Annotated in this window: 22 protein-coding genes and 1 pseudogene; 8 read left to right on the forward strand and 15 right to left on the reverse strand. The window is 72.3% G+C overall.

Going from position 1 to position 22,304, the window contains the following annotated elements; genetic code table 11:
* Positions 1–90: 90 nt before the first annotated feature.
* The 5 genes and pseudogenes from AB0K52_RS04260 to uraD form a co-directional block, all read right to left on the reverse strand.
* Positions 91–528, reverse strand: a pseudogene (locus tag AB0K52_RS04260) ((2Fe-2S)-binding protein); the annotation flags it as partial.
* Positions 525–1,394, reverse strand: coding sequence for an FAD binding domain-containing protein (locus tag AB0K52_RS04265; RefSeq protein ID WP_363525922.1), 870 nt, complete (start codon positions 1,392–1,394; stop codon positions 525–527). The pseudogene AB0K52_RS04260 and the gene AB0K52_RS04265, both read right to left, overlap by 4 nt.
* Positions 1,391–2,248: a factor-independent urate hydroxylase gene (gene pucL, locus AB0K52_RS04270; protein ID WP_363525924.1), complete on the reverse strand. Its 858-nt coding sequence runs from the start codon at positions 2,246–2,248 to the stop codon at positions 1,391–1,393. The genes AB0K52_RS04265 and pucL overlap by 4 nt, the downstream gene beginning before the upstream one ends.
* 2 nt (positions 2,249–2,250) lie before the next feature.
* Positions 2,251–2,580 carry a hydroxyisourate hydrolase gene (gene uraH / locus AB0K52_RS04275; RefSeq protein ID WP_363525927.1) on the reverse strand — a complete coding sequence of 110 codons (330 nt, stop codon included), beginning with the start codon at positions 2,578–2,580 and terminating at the stop codon, positions 2,251–2,253.
* Positions 2,577–3,080, reverse strand: coding sequence for a 2-oxo-4-hydroxy-4-carboxy-5-ureidoimidazoline decarboxylase (gene uraD / locus AB0K52_RS04280; protein ID WP_363525930.1), 504 nt, complete (start codon positions 3,078–3,080; stop codon positions 2,577–2,579). Before uraD ends, uraH begins: the two co-directional genes overlap by 4 nt.
* 241 nt (positions 3,081–3,321) lie before the next feature.
* Here uraD and AB0K52_RS04285 point away from each other — a divergent pair, with 241 nt between their 5' ends.
* A complete protein-coding gene (locus AB0K52_RS04285) occupies positions 3,322–4,845 on the forward strand; it encodes a PucR family transcriptional regulator ligand-binding domain-containing protein (RefSeq protein ID WP_363525933.1) in 1,524 nt (507 codons plus the stop codon).
* 38 nt (positions 4,846–4,883) lie between these two features.
* Positions 4,884–5,492 (forward strand): nucleotidyltransferase family protein, encoded by a 609-nt coding sequence (locus tag AB0K52_RS04290; protein WP_363525936.1) that lies wholly within the window; start codon positions 4,884–4,886, stop codon positions 5,490–5,492.
* An 82-nt stretch (positions 5,493–5,574) separates the two neighbouring features.
* Here the strand turns inward: AB0K52_RS04290 and ndk are convergent, their stop codons facing one another.
* On the reverse strand, positions 5,575–6,024 hold the full coding sequence (gene ndk, locus AB0K52_RS04295; RefSeq protein WP_363525939.1) for a nucleoside-diphosphate kinase: 450 nt from the start codon (positions 6,022–6,024) through the stop codon (positions 5,575–5,577).
* An 85-nt stretch (positions 6,025–6,109) separates the two neighbouring features.
* Here ndk and AB0K52_RS04300 point away from each other — a divergent pair, with 85 nt between their 5' ends.
* Together AB0K52_RS04300 and AB0K52_RS04305 are read left to right on the forward strand one after the other, a co-directional pair.
* Positions 6,110–7,699 carry a VOC family protein gene (locus AB0K52_RS04300; RefSeq protein ID WP_363525942.1) on the forward strand — a complete coding sequence of 530 codons (1,590 nt, stop codon included), beginning with the start codon at positions 6,110–6,112 and terminating at the stop codon, positions 7,697–7,699.
* Positions 7,700–7,717: 18 nt separating this feature from the next.
* Positions 7,718–8,755 carry an SCO2521 family protein gene (locus AB0K52_RS04305; RefSeq protein WP_363525945.1) on the forward strand — a complete coding sequence of 346 codons (1,038 nt, stop codon included), beginning with the start codon at positions 7,718–7,720 and terminating at the stop codon, positions 8,753–8,755.
* A gap of 3 nt (positions 8,756–8,758) precedes the next feature.
* On the opposite strand, the gene AB0K52_RS04310 is transcribed toward AB0K52_RS04305, so the two are convergent.
* Genes AB0K52_RS04310 through AB0K52_RS04320 form a run of 3 tightly spaced genes read right to left on the reverse strand, consistent with a single transcriptional unit; the run spans position 8,759 to position 12,575 of the window.
* Positions 8,759–9,754: an SCO2522 family protein gene (locus AB0K52_RS04310; RefSeq protein ID WP_363525948.1), complete on the reverse strand. Its 996-nt coding sequence runs from the start codon at positions 9,752–9,754 to the stop codon at positions 8,759–8,761.
* Positions 9,751–10,707, reverse strand: coding sequence for an SCO2523 family variant P-loop protein (locus AB0K52_RS04315; RefSeq protein WP_363525950.1), 957 nt, complete (start codon positions 10,705–10,707; stop codon positions 9,751–9,753). The genes AB0K52_RS04310 and AB0K52_RS04315 overlap by 4 nt, the downstream gene beginning before the upstream one ends.
* Positions 10,708–10,709: 2 nt before the next feature.
* Complete coding sequence (locus tag AB0K52_RS04320) at positions 10,710–12,575, reverse strand: SCO2524 family protein (protein WP_363525953.1); 1,866 nt, start codon at positions 12,573–12,575, stop codon at positions 10,710–10,712.
* Between the two features lie 207 nt (positions 12,576–12,782).
* On the opposite strand from AB0K52_RS04320, the gene AB0K52_RS04325 reads away from it, so the two are divergent.
* Entirely contained in the window at positions 12,783–12,995 is a 213-nt protein-coding gene (locus AB0K52_RS04325; protein ID WP_363525955.1) for a hypothetical protein, read from the forward strand.
* Positions 12,996–13,026: 31 nt separating this feature from the next.
* Complete coding sequence (locus tag AB0K52_RS04330; protein WP_363525957.1) at positions 13,027–13,317, forward strand: hypothetical protein; 291 nt, start codon at positions 13,027–13,029, stop codon at positions 13,315–13,317.
* Here AB0K52_RS04330 and AB0K52_RS04335 read toward each other — a convergent pair.
* From AB0K52_RS04335 to AB0K52_RS04360, 6 genes are all read right to left on the reverse strand, one after another.
* Positions 13,314–13,841: a GNAT family N-acetyltransferase gene (locus tag AB0K52_RS04335; RefSeq protein ID WP_363525960.1), complete on the reverse strand. Its 528-nt coding sequence runs from the start codon at positions 13,839–13,841 to the stop codon at positions 13,314–13,316. The genes AB0K52_RS04330 and AB0K52_RS04335 overlap by 4 nt on opposite strands.
* Positions 13,838–14,260 carry a DUF4233 domain-containing protein gene (locus AB0K52_RS04340; protein WP_363525963.1) on the reverse strand — a complete coding sequence of 141 codons (423 nt, stop codon included), beginning with the start codon at positions 14,258–14,260 and terminating at the stop codon, positions 13,838–13,840. The genes AB0K52_RS04335 and AB0K52_RS04340 overlap by 4 nt, the downstream gene beginning before the upstream one ends.
* Positions 14,253–15,590 carry a cyanophycin synthetase gene (locus AB0K52_RS04345; protein WP_363525966.1) on the reverse strand — a complete coding sequence of 446 codons (1,338 nt, stop codon included), beginning with the start codon at positions 15,588–15,590 and terminating at the stop codon, positions 14,253–14,255. The genes AB0K52_RS04340 and AB0K52_RS04345 overlap by 8 nt, the downstream gene beginning before the upstream one ends.
* 85 nt (positions 15,591–15,675) lie before the next feature.
* Positions 15,676–18,297 carry a valine--tRNA ligase gene (locus tag AB0K52_RS04350; RefSeq protein WP_363526174.1) on the reverse strand — a complete coding sequence of 874 codons (2,622 nt, stop codon included), beginning with the start codon at positions 18,295–18,297 and terminating at the stop codon, positions 15,676–15,678.
* A 39-nt stretch (positions 18,298–18,336) separates the two neighbouring features.
* The gene (gene meaB, locus AB0K52_RS04355) at positions 18,337–19,257 is read right to left on the reverse strand and encodes a methylmalonyl Co-A mutase-associated GTPase MeaB (protein WP_363525969.1); all 921 of its coding nucleotides are present in this window, start codon (positions 19,255–19,257) and stop codon (positions 18,337–18,339) included.
* Complete coding sequence (locus AB0K52_RS04360) at positions 19,257–20,417, reverse strand: acetyl-CoA C-acyltransferase (protein WP_363525972.1); 1,161 nt, start codon at positions 20,415–20,417, stop codon at positions 19,257–19,259. Before AB0K52_RS04360 ends, meaB begins: the two co-directional genes overlap by 1 nt.
* Positions 20,418–20,449: 32 nt before the next feature.
* Between AB0K52_RS04360 and mce the strand changes: the two genes are divergently transcribed.
* Together mce and AB0K52_RS04370 are read left to right on the forward strand one after the other, a co-directional pair.
* Positions 20,450–20,878 (forward strand): methylmalonyl-CoA epimerase, encoded by a 429-nt coding sequence (gene mce, locus AB0K52_RS04365; protein ID WP_363525975.1) that lies wholly within the window; start codon positions 20,450–20,452, stop codon positions 20,876–20,878.
* A gap of 224 nt (positions 20,879–21,102) precedes the next feature.
* A complete protein-coding gene (locus AB0K52_RS04370; RefSeq protein WP_270120918.1) occupies positions 21,103–22,302 on the forward strand; it encodes a cell division protein DivIVA in 1,200 nt (399 codons plus the stop codon).
* Positions 22,303–22,304: the final 2 nt, after the last annotated feature.

Here is a 22,304-nt window from a genome sequence, read left to right on the forward strand (position 1 = left end):
CGCGGTGCGGGGGATGCCGGCGAGTCGGATCCACTCGTCGTGGCGGAGGTGGGCGCGGGCGGGCGCCTCGTCGGGTACCGCCATGGATTCGGCGGCGGCGTGCACGGCGTCGATGATCTTCTCGTAGCCGGTGCACCGGCACAGGTTCCCGGCGAGCGCCTCGCGGATCTGGAGGTCGCTCGGGTCGGCCTCGCGGGTGAGCAGGTCGGCCACGGATACGAGGAGGCCGGGGGTGCAGAACCCGCATTGCACGGCGCCGCAGGCGATGAACGCGTCGCGCACGGGCCGGGGCACGGCCCCGACCACCGTCTTGATCTCGCGCCCTTCGCATTGCGCGGTGGCGACGAGGCAGGCGCAGACGGGGTCGCCGTCGAGGAGGACCGTGCAGGAGCCGCATTCGCCCTGTTCGCAGGCGTTCTTGGTGCCGTAGAGGCCGAGCCGGTCCCGCAGGGTGGCGAGGAGGCTCTCCCCGGGCCGGTCGATCTCGGCCGCCGCGGCCTCGCCGTCGACGCGCATCTCCACTCTCATCGTCCGCTCCCTCCGTGCGCGGCGGTCCAGACCCGGCGCAGCGCCCGCGCGGCGCACACCGCCAGGGCGTGCCGCCGGTACGCGGCGGTGCCGCGCACGTCGTCGATCGGTCGCGAGGCGGCCGCGACCCGGCGGCCGAACTCCTCGGCCAGGGCGTCGTTGAACAATCCGGTTCGCCCCCAAGGGAGTTCGATCAGGTTCGCGTCGGGCGCGGTGAGCGGGGTGGGGCCGGCTGAGCCGATGCCGGTGCCGAGGCGGCGTTCGTCGAGGTCGAGGGCGACCGCGAGCGAGCAGACGGCGATGACCATGGCGTTGCGCGTGCCCACTTTGAGGAACTGCTGCGGCCCGGCGGCTTTCGGCACCGTCACTGCGGTGATGAGTTCGCCGGGTCGGAGGACGCTGCGTTTGGGGCCGGTGAAGAACGCCGCCACGGGGACGGTGCGGGTGCCGCGGGTCGAGGCGATCTCGATGTCGGCGCCGGTGGCGAGGAGCGGCGGGTGGCCGTCGCCGGCCGGGGAGGCCGTGGCGAGGTTGCCGCCGAGGGTGCCGCGGTTGCGGATCTGCGGGGAGCCGACGGTGCGGGCGGCGGCGGCGAGGCCGGGCAGGACGGTGGCGAGCTCGGCGGTGATCCGGGCGTACGGGACGCCCGAGCCGATGCGGATCGCGTCGCCTTCGTCGGTCCATTCGCGCAGTTCGGCGAGGCGGGTGAGGTCGAGCATCGCGGCGGGCCGGGTGAGCCGGTAGTTGACGGCGACCATGAGGTCGGTGCCGCCCGCGACGGGGACGGCCTCGGGGTGCGCGGCGAGGAGCCGCAGCGCCTCGGCGAGGTCGGCGGGGATGTGGAAGGGGGCGGTGGTCTCGCTCATGCCTCCTCCCTGCGGACGGTGCCTTCGATGAGCCCGTACGGCAGGTCCCCGGCCTGGAAGACCACGCCGGGGTTGTCGAGTCCGAACCGGTCGAGGTCGTACAGGTAGTGGTGCCGGTTCGGCATGGACAGCCGCACTTCCCCGACCTCGGGGATCGCCTTCAGTATGCGCTCGCCGACGGCGTAGAGGGTCTGTTGCAGCGAGAGCGAGTGGGTGTCCGCGAACGCGGCGAGGAGGGCGCCCCTGGCCCGTGTGAAGGCATGGTCGTAGAAGGCGCTGTCGTGGCGCGCGTCGCCGGGGTCTTCGGGCTGGTAGTCCCAGGCGGCGGTGACGGCGGTGGCGAGGATGCGGTCGTCGGTCTCGGGGAGGGTCGTGTACTCGTCGACGAGGAAGCCGCTGAACTCGGAGTCGGTGGTGTTGAGCAGGAGCAGGTCGCTGACACCGGCGGTGGTGGCGGCGGCGTTGCCGTCGTACGCGACTTCGGCGGTGCGCCGTTCGCCGCCTTCGCCGCGGGTGAAGGAGTGGTCGCCGATGCGGGTCCAGTGGTGCTGCTCGATCCGGACGCGGGCGTGCGCGATGGCGGGGGCGGCGTCGACGAAGTGGCGGGCGAGGCGTTCGGCGAAGGTCTCGATGGCGTCCACGCCGTCGCGCGCGAAGGCGTACACGGTGTTCTTCTGGGTGTCGGTGGGGAGGACGCCGGTGTTGTCGCCGCGGTAGTGGGTGGCGTCGAGGTCGCCCGAGAGGGCGGTGTGCACGGTGAGGTCGCGCAGGTCGTGGCGGGAGGATTCGCGCCCGACGCGGACCAGCCGGATCCCGGACTTGCCGTAGTTGTTGGGGCCCAAAGTGAACGGCATGGCTAGCTCCCCCGGTACGTGGAGTAGGCGAAGGGGCTGAGCAGCAGCGGCACATGGCTGTGGCCCGCGGCGGCGGTGAACGCGACGGCGACCTCCGGGTAGAACGTGTCGACCCCGCGGGCGGCGAACCAGGCGCCGGTGTCGAAGCGGATGAGGTGGGGGCCGGGCGCGGTGGCCCAGCCGGTGACGCGGCCGTCCGCGTCGGTGGTGTCGGAGGCGATCGCGGTGAGGCCGTCGCCGTCCGGCCGGAAGAGCGTGACGGGGACGCCTTCGGCGGGGCGTCCCGCGACGGCGTCGAGGACGTGCGTGGAGATCGTGCTCGCGCCGTTCACGGCCGCGCCTCCTTGAAGAGCTTGGCGAGGCGGAGGTCGACGATCCGGCGCAGTTCGGCGGTGGCTTCGCGGTGCTCGGTCGCGTTGTCGTTGCCCAAGCGGCGCTTGGCCTCGGCGAGGATCTGCTCGCCGGTGAGGCCGGTGGCGCAGATGAGGAAGACCTGCCCGAACCGCCGCTCGTAGGCGGCGTTCGCCTCGGCGAGTCGGGCCCTGACCGCCTCGTCGGCGGCCAGCGCGCGGGACTGCTCGCCGCGCGACCACTGGTCCTCGCCGGCGGGTTTGGGCCGGCCGATGGGGGCGTGGGCGGCGTGGGCGACGGCGAGTTCGGCGTCGTCGAGTTCGTCGAAGCCCGCGAGGGCGGCGGCGCGCAGGGCCGCGAACGTGGCGTAGGGGCGGCCGGAGGCGAGCTTCGCGGCCCAGGCGCGGGAGGCGCAGCACGCGGTGAGCGCGGCGACCGCGTCGCCGGTGCCGGCGGTGTTGAACGCTCCGAGAGTCCACATCGGCGTCTCGCGCTCCCTTCCCTGTAGACGGCGGGTCGCCCTCACCGTCGCACGAACGGGCCGTGTGGGGTAAGTGAAGCGGAAAGCCGGGGCCGGGGGCACTGTGTTCGGCTATGAAAGCTTGGTTTCCCGGCCGTTAAATGCTGGAGGATCGTCCAAAGGCGCCTGGTGGGCGGCGCTATGGTGGAGTGGCCTACCGCGTCCCGACGCGCCTGCGAAGGCCGGACCCCTGGGGGCCACCATGCGACTCCGTTCACTGCTGCAGATGCCCGAGCTGGGTTTGACCCTGGTCTCGGGCCGCCACCACCTCGACCGGGAGATCCGGTGGGTGGTGCCCACCGACATGCACGACCCGCGCCGGTACCTCTCGGGCGGCGAGCTGGTGCTCACCGGCCTGATGTGGCGCCGGGCCGAGGCCGATTCGGATGCGTACGTGCGCAACCTGATCGCGGCGGGGGTGACGGCGCTCGGCGCGGGCGACCACCCGGAGTTCCCCTCGGTGCCGGCGGATCTGGTGGACGCGTGCGCGCGGCACGACCTGCCGCTGTTCGCGGTGGACGCGGCGGTGGCGTTCGCGGAGATCACCGAGCGGATCGTGCAGCGGCTCTCGGCGGGCCGCTCGGGCGACCTGGCGTCGCTGCTGGACCGGCACCGCCGGTTGATCGCGGCCGACGGGATCGGGCAGATCCTGGAGCTGATCCGCGCTGAGCTGGGCATGGAGTGCATGGTGCTGTCGCCGACGGGCCGGGCGCTGCGCGGCGGGCTCGAACTCGGTGAGACGGACCGGGCCGCGGTGGTCGCGCGGGCGCACGCCTCGGAGCGGCTGCCGCAGAAGGTGACGCTCGACCGGCACCGGGCCTATTCGGTGTTCGGGATCGGCTCGACCCTCCACACGGGCCGGTTCCTGGTGATCGACGACGACCACACGCGGTGGGCGCCGGAGCGGCGGCTCGTGGCCGAGCAGCTCGCGGCCCTGCTCATGCTCGAACTCGACGACCCGGCCGTGCGGCCCGCGCCGCACGTCGAGCTCGTCACCGCCCTGCGCGAGGGCCGCGTCGACGAGCACCTGATGCGCTCGGCGGGCCTCCCTTCGGGCGGGAGCGTCACCGTGATCGCGGCCGTGGGCGAACCGGCGGCGCTGCGGGAGGTCGTGGTCGCCGAAGCGGTCGCGGTCCAGGCGGGCGACTCGCTGGAGGCGCCCGTCGCGGCCTGGGCGAGCTTCGGGGACGAGACGGTCGCGGTGCTCGCGGGCGAGGCCGGCTCGGCCGAGGAGCGGCCGCGGCTCCTGGAGTGGTCCCGGCAGTGCGCGAAGGTCCTGTCCGGGCTGGGCGGGGGCGGCGCGGTCAGCGTCGGCGTCGCCGACCCGGTGCGCTCCCCCGCGGGCCTGTGCGGGGCGCTCGAGCAGGCCCGGCACACGGCGGCGCTCGCGCAGCCGCGCCCCGGCGGCGTCGACGTCGCCGAACCCGACCACCTCGTGTCGCACCGGATGCTCCTGGCCGCCGTCCCGGCCGACGTCAGCCGGGCCTTCCGCACCCGCGTCCTCGACCCGCTCCTCGAATACGACGCCCGGCACCGCTCCGACCTGCTGCCGACCCTCCGGCGGTTCCTCGAATGCGACGGCTCCTGGCGCCAGTGCGCCGCGAGCCTGCACCTGCACGTCAACACCGTCCGGTACCGCATGCGCCGCGTCGAAGAGCTCACCGGCCGCGACCTGCGCAACCCTCTCGACCGGATGGACCTCGCCCTCGCGGTGAGCCTGGAGTGAACGCGGCCCCGACCCGGGGCCGTGGAAGGGGGGAACACATGAAGAACACTGCGGGGCTGGTGCTCGCCGCGGGCGCCGGACGGCGCTTCGGCGGACCGAAGGCCCTGGCCGAGTTCGACGGCCGCAGCCTGCTCGACCGGGCGGTCGCGACCCTGCACGCCGGCGGGTGCCGGCAGGTCCTCGCCGTGCTCGGCGCCGGGGCCGAGCAGGCGCTCGCCGCCGCCACCGAGGCGTTCACGCCGGTGCTGAACCGGCGGTGGGGGCAGGGGCTCGCGACGTCCTTGAAAGCGGGGCTCGCGGCGGTCCCGGAGCGGTACGACGGGGTCGTCGTGACCCTCGTCGACCAGCCGCGCATCGTCCCCGAAGCGGTCCGGCTCGTCATCGCCGCCGCCGAAGAGGGCGCCTCGGTCGCCGTCGCCACTTATGAAGGCCGGCGCGGGCACCCGATGTACTTCGCGCGCGAGCACCTTGACGCGATCGCCGCCGGCGCCTCGGGCGACCGGGGCGCGCGCGACTTCCTCGCCGCGCACCCGCGGCTCGTGCGGGAGGTCCCGTGCCCGGGCGACCCGCTCGACGTCGACACGCCCGAGGACCTGGCCGCGCTCATCCGGCCCACGTCGCCGCCGAACCTGGTGGGCCGCAGTTGATCCCGTGAGAGACTCCGCGCCGCTGCCAGCGGCCTCGGCGAAGCTTGCGAGCCGTAGATTCGCAGCTGCCAGCGGTGCGGTCCTAAGAGGCGAACCAGAGGTCGATCTCGCGCTTCGCGGACGCCTCCGAGTCCGAGGCGTGGATGAGGTTCTGCTGGTTCGACACGGAGAAGTCGCCGCGGATCGTGCCCGGCTCGGCCTTGCGCCCGTCGGTCGCGCCCGCCAGCTTCCGCACCACCGGGATCGCCTCGTCTCCCGAGACGACCAGGGACACCAGCGGCCCCGAGGTCATGAACGTCTTCAGCCCGTCGTAGTACTCGCGGCCCACGTGCTCGGCGTAGTGCGCGTCCGAGAGGGCCGCGTCCATCGTGCGCAGCCGCAGCTCCTCGACGCGCAGCCCCTTGCGCTCCAGGCGGGACAGGACCTCGCCGATGAGCCCGCGCCGGACGGCGTCGGGTTTGATCAGGACGAGCGTGCGCTGTTCGGCCACGGGAGGACTCCTCGAAAGTCTCGGTCGGATGCTGGCTGTCATCGTAAGGGATGTTGTGTCCGTTGCCTCACCCACGTACGATTCACGTTGCAACCCGGTTCTCCCAGTTGTGGATGAGGTGTCCCCGATGGCGCGTGGCGGAAGCCAACCCCCGAGGCCGGCCCCGCGGCCTTCCAAGTCGCCCAGCAGGGGCGGCGCGAAAGGCGGGGCCGCGCGCGGCGGCGCGAAGAGCGGCGCCAAGGGCGCCGTCCCGAAGAAGGGCGCGCAGCCTGGCGCCCGCAAGGCCGCACCCGGCAAGGCCATGCCCCGCACCGGGCGCCAGCCGACCGCCCGGGGCATGACCGCCGAGCAGCTCCGGCAGCAGCGGCTCCTGCTCGACCAGCAGCGCCGCTCCCGCGAAGCGCGCTGGTGGGCGATCAACCAGCACGCCTTGAAGGACCTCCACGCCCGCCAGCACCACTCGGCCGGGGGCGAGGCGATCGGCACGACCCTCAACGGCGACAGGCGGATGCGGTGGCGCACCTCCCACGCGGTCGGCGCGATCACTTTACTGGTCGTCTCGCTCTTCCTGGCCTCCATGGCGGTCGGGGCGCAGAGCATGGTCATCGCCGTGTTCGCGTTCGCCTGCTTCGCGGGCTGCATCGCGTTCGTCACCGTCGAGCACTCGGCGCGGCGCTTCCCGCAACCGGTCCCGGTCCCGCCGCACATCGGGCAGCACCGACTCGAGGACCTCATCGTCGAAGACGACCCGCCGCGCCCCGCCGCGGTCAAGGAGCAGGCGCCCGGCTCACTGGACGACCTGTTCGAGCCGTCGCGCCCCGAGACCGCGCCCACGGCGACCGCGACCGCGCCGGTGGAGGAGGCGCTGAAGGTGCCGGCGCCGCAGCCCGAGCCGGTGCGCGCCCCCGAGCCGCCGCCCGCCGTCGTCATCGTCGAACCCGTTGAGCCCCAATCAGACACGGTTATCGCGGCCGCACCCGGGCGGACGCTCATCACCGAACCCGTCGACGCCGAACTCATCGAGGAGGAGGACGAGCCGCCTGCCGCGCCGCTCGTCGAATCCGCGCCGCTGCCGGGCCCGCCGCCGAGCAGCGCGCCCGCCGGGGCGTTCACGCTCCCCAGCGACCAGATCGGCGGCGACCCCAAGGGCGGCACCGGGAACGGCGGCACCGCGACCGCCGCCGCGCCGCCCGCGCCCGAACCGACCCCGCCCAAGGGGCCGATCGCCGAAGCCGTCACGAAGCTCAAGGCCCCGACCCCGCCGCGCCAGCGCACCTCGGAGGAGGGCAGCAGCCTCGCCCAGGACCTGGCCGGCCTGCTCCTCTCCGAGCAGCGCGTCGACGGCACCGACGTCACCGACGTGGCCGCCACGCTCGTCGTCGCCGACCTGCAGCGCTCCGTCGAGTTCTACACGGACGCTTTGGGACTCCACATCGCCGACCGCACCGACGAGGCCGCCGTCCTCGACGCCGGGTTCGGCAAGATCCTCCTGTGGGAGCGGCCCGACGCGCCACCCGGCGAGACCGGGGTCATGCACCTGACCTTCGAGGTCCGCGACATCGACGCCACATTCGCGGAGATGAACGAGGCCGGCGTCGAGTTCCTGCACCTGCCGCGCACCGCGCTGCTGGGCCAGAACTACCAGATGCGGGCCGCGGCCTTCCGCGACCCGGACGGCCACGGCCTGGCCATCACCGAGCACCGGGAGCGCGACTAGCGAGAGCCTTCCGCCACAATGCGAACGGAGCGAACGCCCATGCTCGTCGTCGGCGAGATCCACACCGCCCTGCTGCCGCACTCGCGCCCGCTCACGCCCGAGGAGGCCCGCGCGGCCCTCTCGCTCGCGGTCGGCGAGAGCGTCGTCCAATGGGCGCGCCCCGTCCCGCACACCGCCTCGCCGGTGCTCCTGCACGGCGTCGACTGCCGGTTCCCGCTGGGCCCCAAGCCCGACAGCCACCAGGGCGAAGCGGACGACCGCAACGGCTCGCTCCGCGCCGTCGGCTCCGTCGCCTCGCGGGCGGTCCTCACCGGCGGGCAGCTCCTCCAAGGGTCGGCGTGGGCGTCCGTGTCGCTCTCGCAGCACCCGCGCCGCATGCCCTGGTCGTACTACCTGTCGAAGCCCGGCACGCTCGAGACCATCGGGAGGTTCGACGCGCACCGCCTCGCCGAGGGGTACCTCATCGCCGAGCAGCGCGCCGACCGCGGCAAGCTCCTCGACACCGCCGCGGTCGCCCGGCACTCGATCCACGACGTGCTCGCCCGGCCCATGTTCGACCAGCGACCCCCGATCAAGACCGGGTCCACCCGGCTGCGCTGGGCCGCGATCACCGACCCGTCGAAAGGCGAGACGGTGGCGTTCCGGCTGGCGGGCAACGACAGGCGGCGGCTGCGCATCGTCACCGGCCCGGTCGACCCCGAGCAGGTGGCGGCCGCGGCTGAGGACCTGGCCGTCCACGACTGGCTGCTCACCGCCGTCGCCGCGCGGGTCGCGCTCGCGAAGATCGGCGAGGACTCGCGGCACACGCTGCGCACGCTCCGGCCCGTCGTCGACCACCTCCTGCACCTGTGGTCGGCGGGCGCCCGCACCGCCCCGGAACTCGAGTTCGTCTGGGACGCACTGGAACGGCGGCCCGGCCTGACGCGGCAGTGGACGACGATGACCGAGCGCGTGCGCTCGCAGATCGACTACGGCGCGGCCGATCTCGCCGCGCAGATCCTCGACCTCATGGAGCAGCGGCAGCGGGGCGGCTCCGGAGGCGCGTACCGCCGCTGAGACCTACAGCGGCCCTTGGAAGATGTAGGAGAGGCGGTCGGTGATCTCCTCGGGGAGGACCATGCCTTCCCGCTCCGCGGACTTGCGGATGATCTCGACCGCGCTCGCCTCGGGCCGCACCGAACCGCAGATGACCCGCACCGCGTGCTCGACCTCGATGTAGTTCACCGAGAGGATCGAGACGGTCCGGTAGGCGGGGAACGGGAACGCCACCGGCTCGAGCTGCAGGATCGGCGGCATCGCCTCCCACGTCTCGGGGAAGCGCGCCCGCGCGGGCCGGTCCGGGTCGTGGCCGTGCTCGTCGGGGACGACCGCCTCGACCGCCTCGGGCACGCCGATGCGGCGGCCCTGGTTGCGCAGCACGCCCAGGCGCAGCAGCTGCCAGACCGCGGCGAGCATCGGGCAGGACCAGCGCCGGCCCTCCTCGCTGTCGCTCCACAGCTCGACGTCGAGGAACACCGAGTGGTCGCGTTTCGCGTTCTGGCTCGGCGGCTTCCACTCCCCCGGGCCGACCATCGCGACGCCCTTCGGCTTCGGGCTCGGCACGCCGTTGCACAGCCAGCCCGAGCGGGCCACGCTCGGCCGGGAGCCGTTCGCGCCCGGCGGCGGCTCGAACACGATCCGGTCGGCCACGAGCCCGGCGAGCTCGAGCGGGCCCATGGTGGCGCACGCGGATTCGCGGGCGAGGTAGTCGATGCGCAGCCCCGCGTCGGCGGCGGCCTCGGTGATGACGGCGATGAGCTCCTCGGGCGGGGGCATGCCCTGCTGGCTGTAGTCGTCGACGAGGTAGCAGGTGCTCACGCGCGGGCGGCGCCCGCCGAGCCGCTTCGACAGGGCCTCGGTGGTGCCGTGGACCCAGGCGGCGGCCGAGGCCATCTCGGCCTTGAGCGTGTCGGGCCGGGCGAGGTCGTCGGCGTAGAGGTGGCCGACCTCGATCGACAGGTGCGACATGCCGAACCGCTCGGTCCGCTGCTTCGCGCTGGTCTCTTCGTACGTCATGGGACCACTCGATCGATGCCGCGGGCGATGGCCTCGAGTCCGGGCACGAACAGCTCCTCGGCGGAGCGCACGGCTAGCTCGGCGAAGGCCCTGACGGTCTCCTGGTTGGCGATGTCGAGCGTGACGGTGTCGGCGTCGGTGATGATCTGCTCGCGCCACTGCAGGACCGGGTCGAGCGGGACCGACCCGAGCAGGTTCATGCGGCCCAGCTTGAGGCGGGCGGCCATCTGGTGGAGGTCGGCGTCGATCTTGCGCAGCCAGCGCACCTGGGTGGGTTTGAGGCCGGAGAGGTCGGCGCCGTCGGGGTCGACGACGGCGGTGCGCACGTAGCGGATCGAGGCGAGGAGCTTGCGCTGGTAGTCCTCGCCGAGGGCCTTGCCGGTCTCGACGAGGCCGCGTTCGCCGTAGACGAGGGAGTGGGCGGCGATCACGTGCTGCTTGGTCCAGCGGTGGTAGACGATCCAGCGCCAGGGGAGGTTGGCGAGCTCGGGGCGGGCGGTGGCGGCCATGACCATCTCGGTGGCGTGGGAGCGGCCCGCGGAGAGGTCGACGATGACGAGGTCGAATTCGCGCGAGAGCTCTTGGAGGAGGTTGACGCAGCGGTCGATCGTGGTCTCGTCGCCGGGGAACTCGGAGCCGTCGGCGTCGCCGGGGCAGAGGACGAGTTCGCCCGCGCCGTCGGGCCGGGCCCGGAGCTCGGCGCGGTCGCTGGTGGCCCATACGGAGTGGCGCTCGGGCTCGGAGGCGAGGTCCTGGAGGTACTCGTGGATGCCGGCGCCGGGGGTGCCGTGCTCGAGGTCGTCGATGGCGAAGATCGCGCCCGCGGTCGGCGAGCCGAAATCGAAGTCCACATAGCACACGTTGGCGCCTTGGAGGGCGCGGCGGTATGCCAGGTTGGAGGAGGAGACCGAGCGTCCGGTGCCGCCCTTGTCCGAGGTCGCGAAGAGCAGCATCGTCACACTCCGGTCTCGGCGTCGCGCCCGGCGGCGATGAGCCGGTCGAGGTCGATGAGGGCCTTGACGCCGAGCGCGAACGCGGTGCCGGGGCGCTCGTCGACCACGTCCTTGGCGTGGCGGATGGTCAGGCCGACCGAGCGGATCTCCTGTGCCAGTGCGGGTCCCGCGGTGCCCGAGCCGCGCAGCAGCTCCTGGTCGTAGACGTGCTCGGCCTCGACGAGGAGTTCGTGCGCGAGGTCCTCCAGGCCGCGCGAGCGGGCGGGCTCGGAGGTCGCGAACTGGGCCGCGAGCACCATGGCCTCGACGACGCGGATGGTGAAGTGCCAGGAGGGGTCCTCGAACCAGTTGCCGAGCTCGTCGTAGACCTGCTTCGGCTGGTCCCACAGGCGGGCGGCCGCGCCTTCGCGGATGCGCCTGCGCGCCAGGTGGTCCCACACGAGGTCGGCGACTTCGAGCAGCTGGGCGCGGGCCTCGATCGTCACGAGCAGGCTCGCGGCGTGGTAGAGGCGCTTGAGCAGCAGGGGCGCGAAGTCGACCATGTTCCAGACCATGGCCGGGCCCTCGAGCTTCTCGATGCCGACGAGCTCGGCCTTCACGCCGGGGTAGTGCATCTCGACGGCGCGGTCCTCCCGGAGGGCGCGGCGGGTGATGCGGCCTCGGTTGCCGAGTTCGATGAGGACGTCGCCGAGGCGGATGAGGTCGTCGTCGCCGCCGCGGGAGGCCCCGAAGGTGTCGGTGGCGACCGCGCACACCAGCAGCGAGTAGTAGTCGTACTCGAGGCCGTCGGTGGTGCGCCAGGGGACGTCTTCGAGGGGCCACTTCGAGCCGCCGCCGAAGGAGGCGACCATGGCCCAGTAGCGGCGGGTGACGTCCATGCGCAGCTGCAGCGACTGGGCGAGGCGCTGCTCCTCCTGGGTGAGGAGGTTGCGGCGCATGACCTTGGGCGAGAACAGGGCCTGGATGGCTTCGAGGGCGACCACGGTGAAGTAGAGGTACGGGACGTCCTCGGCGCGGCCGACGCGCTGGGTCGAGGTGTCGGAGACGTCGGGGATGTCGGGGGCCTTCTCCACGACCGACCAGGACCACCCGATCTCGAAGAGCTTCGTGGGCGCTTCGACGCCCGCCGTGCCGCCGGAGCCGACGGTGATGGTGCGCAGGGTGGCGATGATGTCGTCGGCGCTCTCGCGGAAGCGGCGCACGATCTTGCGGTCGGCCTGGCCGTCGACGTTGATGAGGGCGAGGAGTTGCCTGCCGAAGTCGTCGTCGGCGTCGAAGGTGGACACCGCGAAGGAGCGCAGCAGGCCGGTGATCGCGCCGAGGAGGCGCCGGTGGATGGCCTCCTGCACCCGCTCGAGTTCGCGGCCGAGGTCGCCGCGGCCCATGCGGTCCACCGTGGGCTGGAAGTCGGCGAGGAAGGCGAGGGAGGTCAGGCACAGCGGGATCGCGAGCGCGAAGCCCTCCGTGACGTCGATGGCGCGCTGCTCGGGGTTGGCCTTCTGGGTGCGGTCCTTGCGGTGCATGTTGGAGCCGCCGGAGTACACCGGGACGCCCTCGGCGTCGACGTGCTTCTCCATGTACTCCTGGACCAGGCGCATGATCCGGATCGGGATCTCGACGGCGTCGCCGAGCCCGGCGAGGGCCCCGAGGACGGCGTCGCTGGTCGCGTCGGGGTCGGCGTAGTTGAGCTCGGCGAGCTCCTGGGCGGGGAAGAGCAGGCACAGCAGCTGCTGGGCGTCGCCCACGGCGTCGGACTGGTTGCGGCCGCCCCAGTGCCAGGTCTTGCGCTTGCCGCCGTCCTCGGGCAGCCGCCAGCTGTAGGCCACCTGAGCGCGCCAGATGTCGAGGAGCTGTTGCCGAGGCTGCATCTTCACAGGGGATCACCGCCGAGCGCTCGCAAGGGCCGAATCGGACAGGTCCACTATCGCACGCCCATGTGACGCGAATAGCCTCGCAGAACGCGATTTGTCGCTTACCCGACAGACTCTGAGCGTCCGCTGCAGCGCCTTCGAGCGTCCTATGACTAGGGTCGGCAAACCGGGCGTACCGGTACCCTTCAGGCGCAAGGAGTCGAGATGGTCGAACTGATCCTCGCGGGCGTGATCATCGGTGCCGTCTGCGCCGCGGCCGTCGTCACGGGCGTCCGCGAACGGCGTCGCGTCGCCGTCCGGCCCGACGCCGACCGCGAGCCCGGCGGCGAGCCGATCCCGAGCGGCTGGACCGCGCACGGCGGCGAGCAGGGCGGCGACCGCACGGACCCCGCCGCTGGCGCGGCGCCAGTACGCTGAGGCTCCGAAGCTCTACTCCGGAGGAGTCCCGATGGGCGCCATCGTCATCATCCTCGTCTTCATTCTCATCACCGCTGCGGTCGCCGCCCTCATTGCAGCGGTCTTCGGATCCGTGAAGCGCGCGCACCGCAGCCACGGCGACTACGGCGGCGGCAGCTACGGCGGCGCACATCACTACAGCTGGACCGGCGGCTCCGACAGCAGCGGTACCAACGCCGGCAACGACTGCAGCCCCAGCTACAGCGACAACTCGGGCGGCGGCGGATTCTTCGGAGGCGACTCCGGCGGTGGCGGTGGCGACGGCGGCGGCTCGAGCTGCTAGAGCGGCGCCCTGCGTTCGTAGACGCTGCAGGGGACTTCGAAGTCCGGGACTACGGTCTCGCGTTCGAGGACCATGCCCAGCTTCTCGGCGACGCGGACCGAGGCGGCGTTCTCGGTGTGGATGCAGGAGACGACGCGGTCGAGTCCGAGTTCGCCGAACGCGAAGCCGACGACGGCCCGCGCGGCCTCGGGCGCGTAGCCGCGGCCCCACCGGTCGCGGCCGATGCGCCAGCCGACCTCGGTGGCGGGCAGGATCTCCGGCAGGAACGACGGCGTCGCGAGGATGCCCAGGCCCACCAGATCGCCGGTGTCCCGCTCGCGCACCGCGAACGTGCCCCAGCCGTGCGCGTCCCAGTGCGCGGCCGCCTTCGCCACCAGCGCTTCGGTCTGCGCGAGGTCGCGGGCTCCGCCGTCGCCGATGTAGCGCATGACCTCCGGGTCGGCGTTGATCGCCGCGAGCTCGGCGGTGTCGCCGGTCGTCAAAGGGCGCAACCGGAGTCGGTCGGTCTCGAGTTCGACGGTCATCGTTTCGGCGGCTTCCCCAGGGCGATCTTGACATACCAGCAGTAGGCCCACACGAGCCCGAAGACGATCCCGGCCACGCCGAGCGCCCAGTGGATCGGCCAGCACGCGATCACCGCGACCTGCAGCACCGCGCCGGCCTGCCACACCCACGGGCGCTTCGCCATGCCCGCCAGGACCACGCACGCGAGCACCAGGACGAGGATCGCGACGATCGCGAACGTGCTGTCGTCCAGGATCATCCGCATCGGGACGATCGCCAGCAGCAGCGCCAGCGCCTCGAAGCTGAGCGCCATCGCCGCGAGGCTGCGGGCCGCGCGGGCGGGGTCCTTCAGGCCGGAGCGGTCGTCCCGCGGTTCGGTCCAGGGGGCCTCGGCCTCTTCGCCGTGCTCGGGGTGGTCGTGCTCGGCCTGCTCAGCCACGGCGGCCCACCAGGAGCTTGCGGGCGTCGGCGACGGTGAAGACCGAGCCGGTGACGAGGACGCCGCCGCCGGACTCGTACAGGTCGTCGGCCTCCTCGGCGAGCTCGATGCCGCGCGCGAGCGCGTCGGTCAGGTGCGGGAGGACGGTGACGCGCTCCTCGCCGAAGACCTCCTTGGCGATCTTCGCGAGGGTCGCCGCGGGCATCGCCCGGTCCGAAGAGGACTTGGTGATGACGATCTCGTCGAGCAGCGGTTCGAGGAGTTCGAGCATGTGGTCGGTCTCCTTGTCCGCGAGCATGCCGACGACGCCCACGAGCTTGCGGAAGTTGAACTCCTCTTCGACGGCCTTGACCATGGCCTCCATGCCCGCCGGGTTGTGCGCGGCGTCGAGGATGACCGCCGGGGCGCTGCGCACGACCTCGAGGCGGCCGGGCGAGGTGAACTCCGCGAACGCCTGGCCGACCACTTCGGCGTCGAGGGCCTTCGGCTCGCCCGCGCCGAGGAGGACTTCGACGGCGGCGAGCGCGAGGGCGGCGTTGTGGGCCTGGTACTCGCCGTGGAGCGGCAGGAACAGGTCCTGGTAGCGGGCGGCGCGGGTCTCGATGGTGATGAGCTGCCCGCCCACGGCCACTTCGCGGGCGGTGACCTCGAAGCCGCGGCCCTCGGGCACGAGCTTCGCGCCGACGGCGTTGGCGCGGCGCAGCAGCGGCTCCATCGCGGAGCGCTCCTGCACGGCGGTGACGAGGGTCGCGCCCTCATGCACGATCCCGGCCTTCATCGTGGCGATCTCGGCGAGGGTCTCGCCGAGCCACTTGGTGTGGTCGATGCCGATGGGCGTGATGACCGCGACCTCGGCGTTGAGGACGTTCGTGGAGTCGGTCTCGCCGCCGAGGCCGACCTCGACGACGCCGACGTCGATCGGCGTGTCGGCGAACGCGCCCATGGCGAGCGCCACGGTCATCTCGAAGTAGGTGAGCGGCTCGGACGCCTCGCGGTCGACGAGCTCGGCGAGCGGCGCGATCTCGTAGTACTGGGCGGCGAGCTTGTCGGGGGCGATGGGCTCGCCGTCGATCGAGATGCGCTCGTTGACGCTGTTGAGGTGCGGCGAGGTGAACAGGCCGGTGCGCAGGCCGTGCCCGCGCAGCAGCCGCTCGATCATCCGCGAGGTCGAGGTCTTGCCGTTGGTGCCCGTGATGTGCACGGAGCGGAAGGACCGCTGCGGGTCGCCCATCATGTCGAGCAGCTGCTTGATGCGGTCGAGCGTGAAGTCCCAGCGGGAGAACCCGCGGGCTTCGAGGAGCGCTTCGACTTGCGCCAGTTCGGCGTTCAATTCTTCCCCCTACTCGGCGACGCCCGCGCGCATGCGCTGGGGCGCCAGTGCCGCGGCCGCCCGGAGGCGGCCGCGGCCTACCGTATTACGCCAGTCGTTCGAGCTGCGCGGTGATGCGCGCGATGTCCGCCTCGGCGGTCGCCTTGCGCGCCTTGATCTTGTCGACCACGTTGTCGGGCGCCTTGGAGAGGAACGCCTCGTTGCCGAGCTTCCCTTCCGCCCCGGCCAGCTCCTTCTCGGCGGCCTTGAGGGCCTTGTCGAGACGGGCCCGCTCGGCGTCCACGTCGATCGAACCGGACGTGTCGAGCGCGACCGACAGCTCGTCGGAGACCGCGAGCTCGGCGGTGGGCGCGAAGCCCTCGCCCGCGGGCTCGAGTTTCACCAGGCCGCGGATGAACGGCTCCTCGTCGGCGAGGCCGACCGCGTCGAGGCCCGACAGGCGGGCCGGGAGCGGCAGGCTCTGCTTGAGGTCCTGGTCGGAGCGGAAGCGGCGCACCTCGGTGACGAGGTGCTGGAGGGCGGCCACGGCCCGCTCGGCGTCCTCGTCGGTCCCGGCCGACGCCGGCCAGGCGGCGACGGTGAGCGAGTCGCCGCGCTCCTCCCCGCCGGTGAGGGTGAGCCACAGCTCCTCCGTCACGAACGGGATCACCGGGTGCAGCAGGCGCAGCAGCTGGTCGAAGACGTGGCCGATCACGCGGCGGGTGTCCTCCGCGCGCTGCCCGCCCGCGGCGAGCACCGGCTTCGTCAGCTCCAGGTACCAGTCGAAGACGTCGTCCTTCGCGAAGTGGAAGAGCACGTCGATCGTCTTCGCGAACTCGTACTGCTCCAGGTGCGCGTCAGTGGCCTCGATCGTCTTCGACAGGCGCGAGAGCACCCACCGGTCGATGAGCGAGAGGTCGGTGGGCAGGTCGCCTTCGACGGTGGCGCCGCTCATGAGCGCGAACCGGGTCCCGTTCCACAGCTTGTTGCAGAAGTTCCGGGAGAGCTCGGTCAGCTCGATCGAGGCGATGCCGTCGGCGCCCGGATTGGCCTCGCGCGCCAGCATGAACCGCAGCGCGTCCGCCCCGTACTGGTCGACCACCTCGAGCGGGTCGATCCCGTTGCCCAGGGTCTTCGACATCTTCACGCCGTTCTTGTCCCGGAGCAGCCCGTGCAGGACCACCTCAGAGAACGGCGCCTTGCCCATGGCGTAGGTCCCGAACATCATCATCCGGACCACCCAGAAGAAGATGATGTCCCAGCCGGTGATGAGCGCGGCCGTCGGATAGAACTTCTCCAGCGCCGGGGTCTCCTCCGGCCAGCCGAACGTCGAGAACGGCCACAGCCCCGAGGAGAACCAGGTGTCGAGCACGTCCGGGTCCTGCACGTACCCCTCGGGCGCTTCCTCGCCCGGGCCCACGCAGACCTCTTCCCCATTGGGGCCGTACCAGATCGGGATGCGGTGGCCCCACCACAGCTGGCGCGAGATGCACCAGTCGAGGAGGTTGTCCACCCACGAGAAGTAGCGCTTCTCCATCTCCGGCGGGTAGATCTTCGTCTCGCCGTTGCGCACCGCGTCCCCGGCCATCTTGGCCAGCGATGCGACCTTCACGAACCACTGCAGCGAGAGCCGCGGCTCCACCGTGGTGTCGCAGCGCTCGCAGTGGCCCACGGCGTGCATGTACGGGCGCTTCTCGGCCACGATCCGGCCCTCGGCCCTCAAAGCGGCGGCGATCGCCGAGCGGGCCTCGAACCGGTCGAGCCCCTGGAACGGGCCGTGCGCGGTGATCACGCCGCGCTCGTCCATGATGAGGATCGAGTCCAGGTGGTGGCGCTGGCCGATCGCGAAGTCGTTCGGGTCGTGCGCCGGGGTCACCTTCACCGCGCCGGTCCCGAACTCGGGGTCGACGTGCGCGTCGGCCACGATCGGGATGCGGCGGCCCGTGAACGGCACCTCCACAGTGGTGCCCAGCAGGTGCCGGTACCGCTCGTCGTCGGGGTGCACGGCCACGGCCGTGTCGCCCAGCATCGTCTCGAGCCGGGTCGTGGCGACCACGATCGACTCGTCCCCGTCGCCGTACCGCATCGACACGAGCTCGCCCGCGTCGTCCTGGTGCTCCACCTCGGCGTCCGAGAGCGCGGTCATGCAGCGCGGACACCAGTTGATGATGCGCTCGGCGCGGTAGATCATGCCGTCGTCGTACATGCGCTTGAACATCGTCTGCACCGCGCTCGACAGGCCCTCGTCGAGCGTGAACCGCTCGCGGTCCCAGTCGACGCCGTCGCCGATCTTCTTCATCTGCGAGGTGATGCGCTCGTGGTAGGTGTCCTTCCACTCCCACGCCTTCGCCACGAACGCCTCGCGGCCCAGGTCGTGGCGGGACAGGCCCTCCTTGTCGGCGAGCTGGCGCTCCACCACGTTCTGCGTCGAGATGCCCGCGTGGTCGGTGCCCGGCAGGAACAGGGCCTCCTTGCCGCGCATGCGCTCGCGGCGCACCATCCAGTCGATCAGGGTGTGGTTGAGCGCGTGGCCCAGGTGCAGCTGGCCGGTCACGTTCGGCGGCGGGATCACGATCGCGTAAGGGTCGCGGTCCGAGTCGTCGGCAGACTTGAAGCGACCGTCGGCTACCCACTTCGCGTAGCGTCGCGCCTCTACCTCTACGGGCGCGTACGTCTTCGGCAGATGGGTTTCCATGTCCGGTGTCTTCTTCGCTGCGTCTGTCACCAGTCAAGTGTAAGGAGGGCGCGGGCTGGCACGCGAAGCGGTTTACGCGGTGTCGCCCAGAACCCTCCGGGCCGCGCTCGCCACATCCGTCTCACCGTTCGCCACCGCCTCCGCCAGCGCCTCCGGCACGGCGAACCGGGCGCGGAGCTCGGCGTCGACGCGGGCGCGGATCTCCGCCGCGGCGCGGCGGCGGCGCTGCTCGGCGAGGCGGTCGCCGTCCGCGAGCCAGTCGCGGTGCTTGCCGATGGCGGCCACGAGGTCGTCGATCCCCTTGGCTTCGGAGGCGACGGTGGTGCAGATCGGCTGCCGCCACTCGCCGGGCTCGCGGCGCACGAGGCTCATGAGCGCGCGCAGGTCGCGCACGGTGCCGTCCGCGCCGGGCCGGTCGGCCTTGTTGACCACGTACACGTCGGCGATCTCCACGACCCCGGCCTTGACGGCCTGGATGCCGTCGCCCATGCCGGGCGCGAGGAGCAGCAGTGTGGTGTCCGCGAGCGCCGCGATCTCGACCTCGGCCTGGCCGACGCCGACGGTCTCGACGATGACCACGTCGAAGCCGACGCCCTCGAGGACGCGCACGGCCGCGCCGGTGGTGGCCGCGAGGCCGCCGAGGTGCCCGCGGGTGGCGATGGAGCGGATGTAGACGCCCGGGTCGAGGGCATGGTCGGCCATGCGGACGCGGTCGCCGAGGATCGCGCCGCCGCTGAACGGGCTCGAGGGGTCCACGGCGAGCACGCCCACGCGCAGGCCCTGCTCCCGCCACGCGGCGATCAGCGCCGACACGAGGGTGGACTTGCCGACGCCGGGCGAGCCGGTGACGCCGACGACCGTGGAGTCGCCGCCCTTGACCAGGCGCGCGACCTCAGGGGCGTCCGCGGTGCCGTTCTCGACGGCGGTGATGAGGCGGGCGGTGGCCCGGCGGTCGCCCGCCCGGGCCGCCGCCACCAGGTCGGCGACCGGCATCAGGCTCCCTTGAGGACGATCGCGTCGCCCTGGCCGCCGCCGCCGCACAGGCCCGCCGCGCCCAGCCGGCCCGGGCCGAGCTGGCGGGCGAGGGTCTGGACCAGGCGCGCCCCGGAGGCCCCGATCGGGTGCCCGAGCGCGATCGCGCCGCCGTCGGGGTTGACCAGTTCGAGGTCCACGCCGAGCGTCTCGGCCGAGGCGAGCACGACGGCCGCGAACGCCTCGTTCATCTCGACCACGTCGAGGTCGGCGGCGGCGGCGCCGGCCGCCGCGAGCGCCTTCGCGATCGCGTTGGCGGGCTGCTCGAGCAGCGAGTTGTCGGGCCCGGCGACCGTGGCGTACGCCAGGATCTCGGCGGTCCACGACCAGCCGTTCGCGATCGCCGTGGACTTCTTGGCGAGCACCAGCGCCGAAGCGCCGTCGGAGATCTGCGAGGCGCTGGCCGCGGTGATCGTGCCGTTCTCGGCGAACGCCGGGCGCAGCTGCGCCAGGCCGGCCGCGGTGGACTCGGGCCGGACGCCCTCGTCGGCGGTCACGAGGCCTTTGCGGGTCTCGACGGAGGTGATCTCCTCGGCGAGCCGGTCGGCGGCCTTGGCGGCGCGCTGGTGCGAGTAGGCGGCGAAGGCGTCCTGGTCCTCGCGGGTGATCGAGCGGCCCTTGAGGTGGCGCTCGGTGGACTCGCCCATCGAGATGCCGTCGTAGGCGTCGGTGAGGCCGTCGTAGGCGAGGTGGTCGAGGAGCACGGCCTCGCCGTACTTGAAGCCGCGGCGCGAACCGGGCAGCAGGTGCGGGGCGCGGCTCATGGACTCCATGCCGCCGGCGACGACGACCTCGGCCGCGCCGCCGCGCAGGAGCTGGTCTGCCAGGCCGACGGCGGTGAGGCCCGAGAGGCAGACCTTGTTGACCGACAGGGACGGGACGCTCATCGGCAGCCCGGCAGCGACGGCGGCCTGGCGGGCGGGGTTCTGGCCGCATCCGGCGGGCAGGACCTGGCCCAGGATCACCTGGTCCACGCGCTCGGGGGCGACCCCGGCGCGTTCGAGGGCGGCTCTGATCGCGGTCCCGGCCAGGTCGGTGGCGGGGATGTCGGCCAGCGCGCCGTTGAAGCGCCCGATGGGTGTGCGGGCACTGGCGAGGATGACGGTGTTGTCGTCGTTCATGGGAGACCTCCGTTGGTCGATACCCTGATCGTATGACGTTCACTGAGGGAATCGGCTTGCGGCGCATCGATCACGTCGGGATCGCGGTCCCGGACCTGGATGCGGCCCTGGAGTGGTATGCGGGGACGCTCGGCGGGACCGAGGTCCACCGCGAGGTGAACGAGGCGCAGGGCGTGGTCGAGGCGATGGTGGCCTGGCCCGAGGGCGGCGCGCAGATCCAGCTCCTGGCGCCCCACGGGCACGGGTCGCCGATCGCGAAGTTCATCGACACGAAGGGGCCGGGGCTGCAGCAGCTGGCGTTCACCGTCGAGGACGTGGAGGCGGCCGCCGCCGCGCTGCGGGCGAAGGGGTGCCATCTGCTGTATGACGAAGCGCGCCAAGGGACCGCGGGTGCCAAGATCAACTTCGTGCACCCGCGGGACGCGGGCGGCGTCCTGGTCGAGCTCGTCGAACCCGCTTAGCCACCAGGGGAAGTGGCCGAGAGCGACGGCCCGACGGCGGCCACTGTCAGATAGATGACGCCGTTCGGGTGACACCTGGAGGACACCGAAACTTCACCGCGCACGAGTTCCGTGTCGTTTCAAGGATTTCGACCGTTTTGCGGCTAGTGTTGCGGGTGATTCGCCCTCCACAAACCCCTGACCTTGCTGTCGACATTCCCAGTCGCGTCTGCAAGTATTGGTCCATGTCGCAGCAGCCCTCCAGCAGTACCTTTTTCGACAACGACCAATCGGTGCCGGAATTCCCCGTGCAGTTGCGGGGTTACGACCGCCACCAGGTGGATGAGTTCATCCAGAAGAACCTCGGGAAGCTGAAGCAGACCGAGTCGCAGCGGACCGAGGCCGAGCAGCGGATGACGGACGCCCAGCGTCGTCTGCGCCAGGCGGAGCAGCGCATCCAGGGTCTTGAGCAGCGCCTCGCCGAGCAGCAGAAGCAGCTCGAGGAGAACACCCGCCCGACGCTCTCCGGGCTCGGCACCCGGGTCGAGCAGATCCTGCGGCTCGCCGAAGAGCAGGCCAACGAGCACCGCGCCGAGGCCAAGCGCGAGACCGAGGGCATCCTCTCGGCCGCCCGCCTCGAGTCCCGCGAGATCACCGACGCCGCCCGCGGCGAGGCTGGCTCCCTGAAGCAGAACGCCGAGCGCGAGGCCAACACCCTCCGCACCCAGGTCGAGCGCGAGGTCGCCGAGCTGCGGACCAACGCCCGCCGCGAGTGCGAGACCCTGCGCGCCGACGCCGAGCGCGAGACCAAGCAGCTGCGCACCGCGACCGGCCACGAGGTCGCCGAGCTCAAGGCGTCCGTCGAGCGCGAGGTCGCGACCCTCCGCGCCACGGCGGACCGCGAGATCACCCAGCTGCGCGCCAAGGCCGCCCGCGAGGCCGAGGAGAAGCGCGCCGAGGCCGCCAAGCTCTTCGCCGAGGCGAAGGAGAAGCGCGACAAGGACCTCCAGGCCCTCGACCTCGAGCTCGCCGAGCGCAAGGAGAAGGCCGAGCGCGAGGAGTCCGACCGCCACACCCGCGCGGTCGCCGAGACCCAGAAGCTCGTCTCCGACGCCGAGAACCGCGCCCGCGACGCCGAAGAGCGCGCCAAGGCCGCGGAGACCCGCGGCGAGGAGAAGCGCTCGGAAGCCGACAACTACGCGCAGGAGACCACCTCCAAGGCGAAGAAGGACGCGCAGAAGCTCGTCTCCGACGCCAAGGCCGAGGCCGAGCGGCTGCTCGCCGACGCCAAGTCGGACGCCGAGCGCGTCACCACCGACGCCGAGACCAAGGTGGCCGAGCTCACCGCGAAGCGGGACCAGGTGCAGGAGACCCTGCGGAACCTCAGCGGTCTGGTCAGCGGCGCCCTCGGCGGTGCCCTTGGGCAGCAGGGCGACGACAAGTAGAA

This window comes from Glycomyces sp. NPDC049804, from assembly GCF_040674615.1.
In the GTDB taxonomy this organism is placed as follows: domain Bacteria; phylum Actinomycetota; class Actinomycetes; order Mycobacteriales; family Micromonosporaceae; genus Glycomyces; species Glycomyces niveus.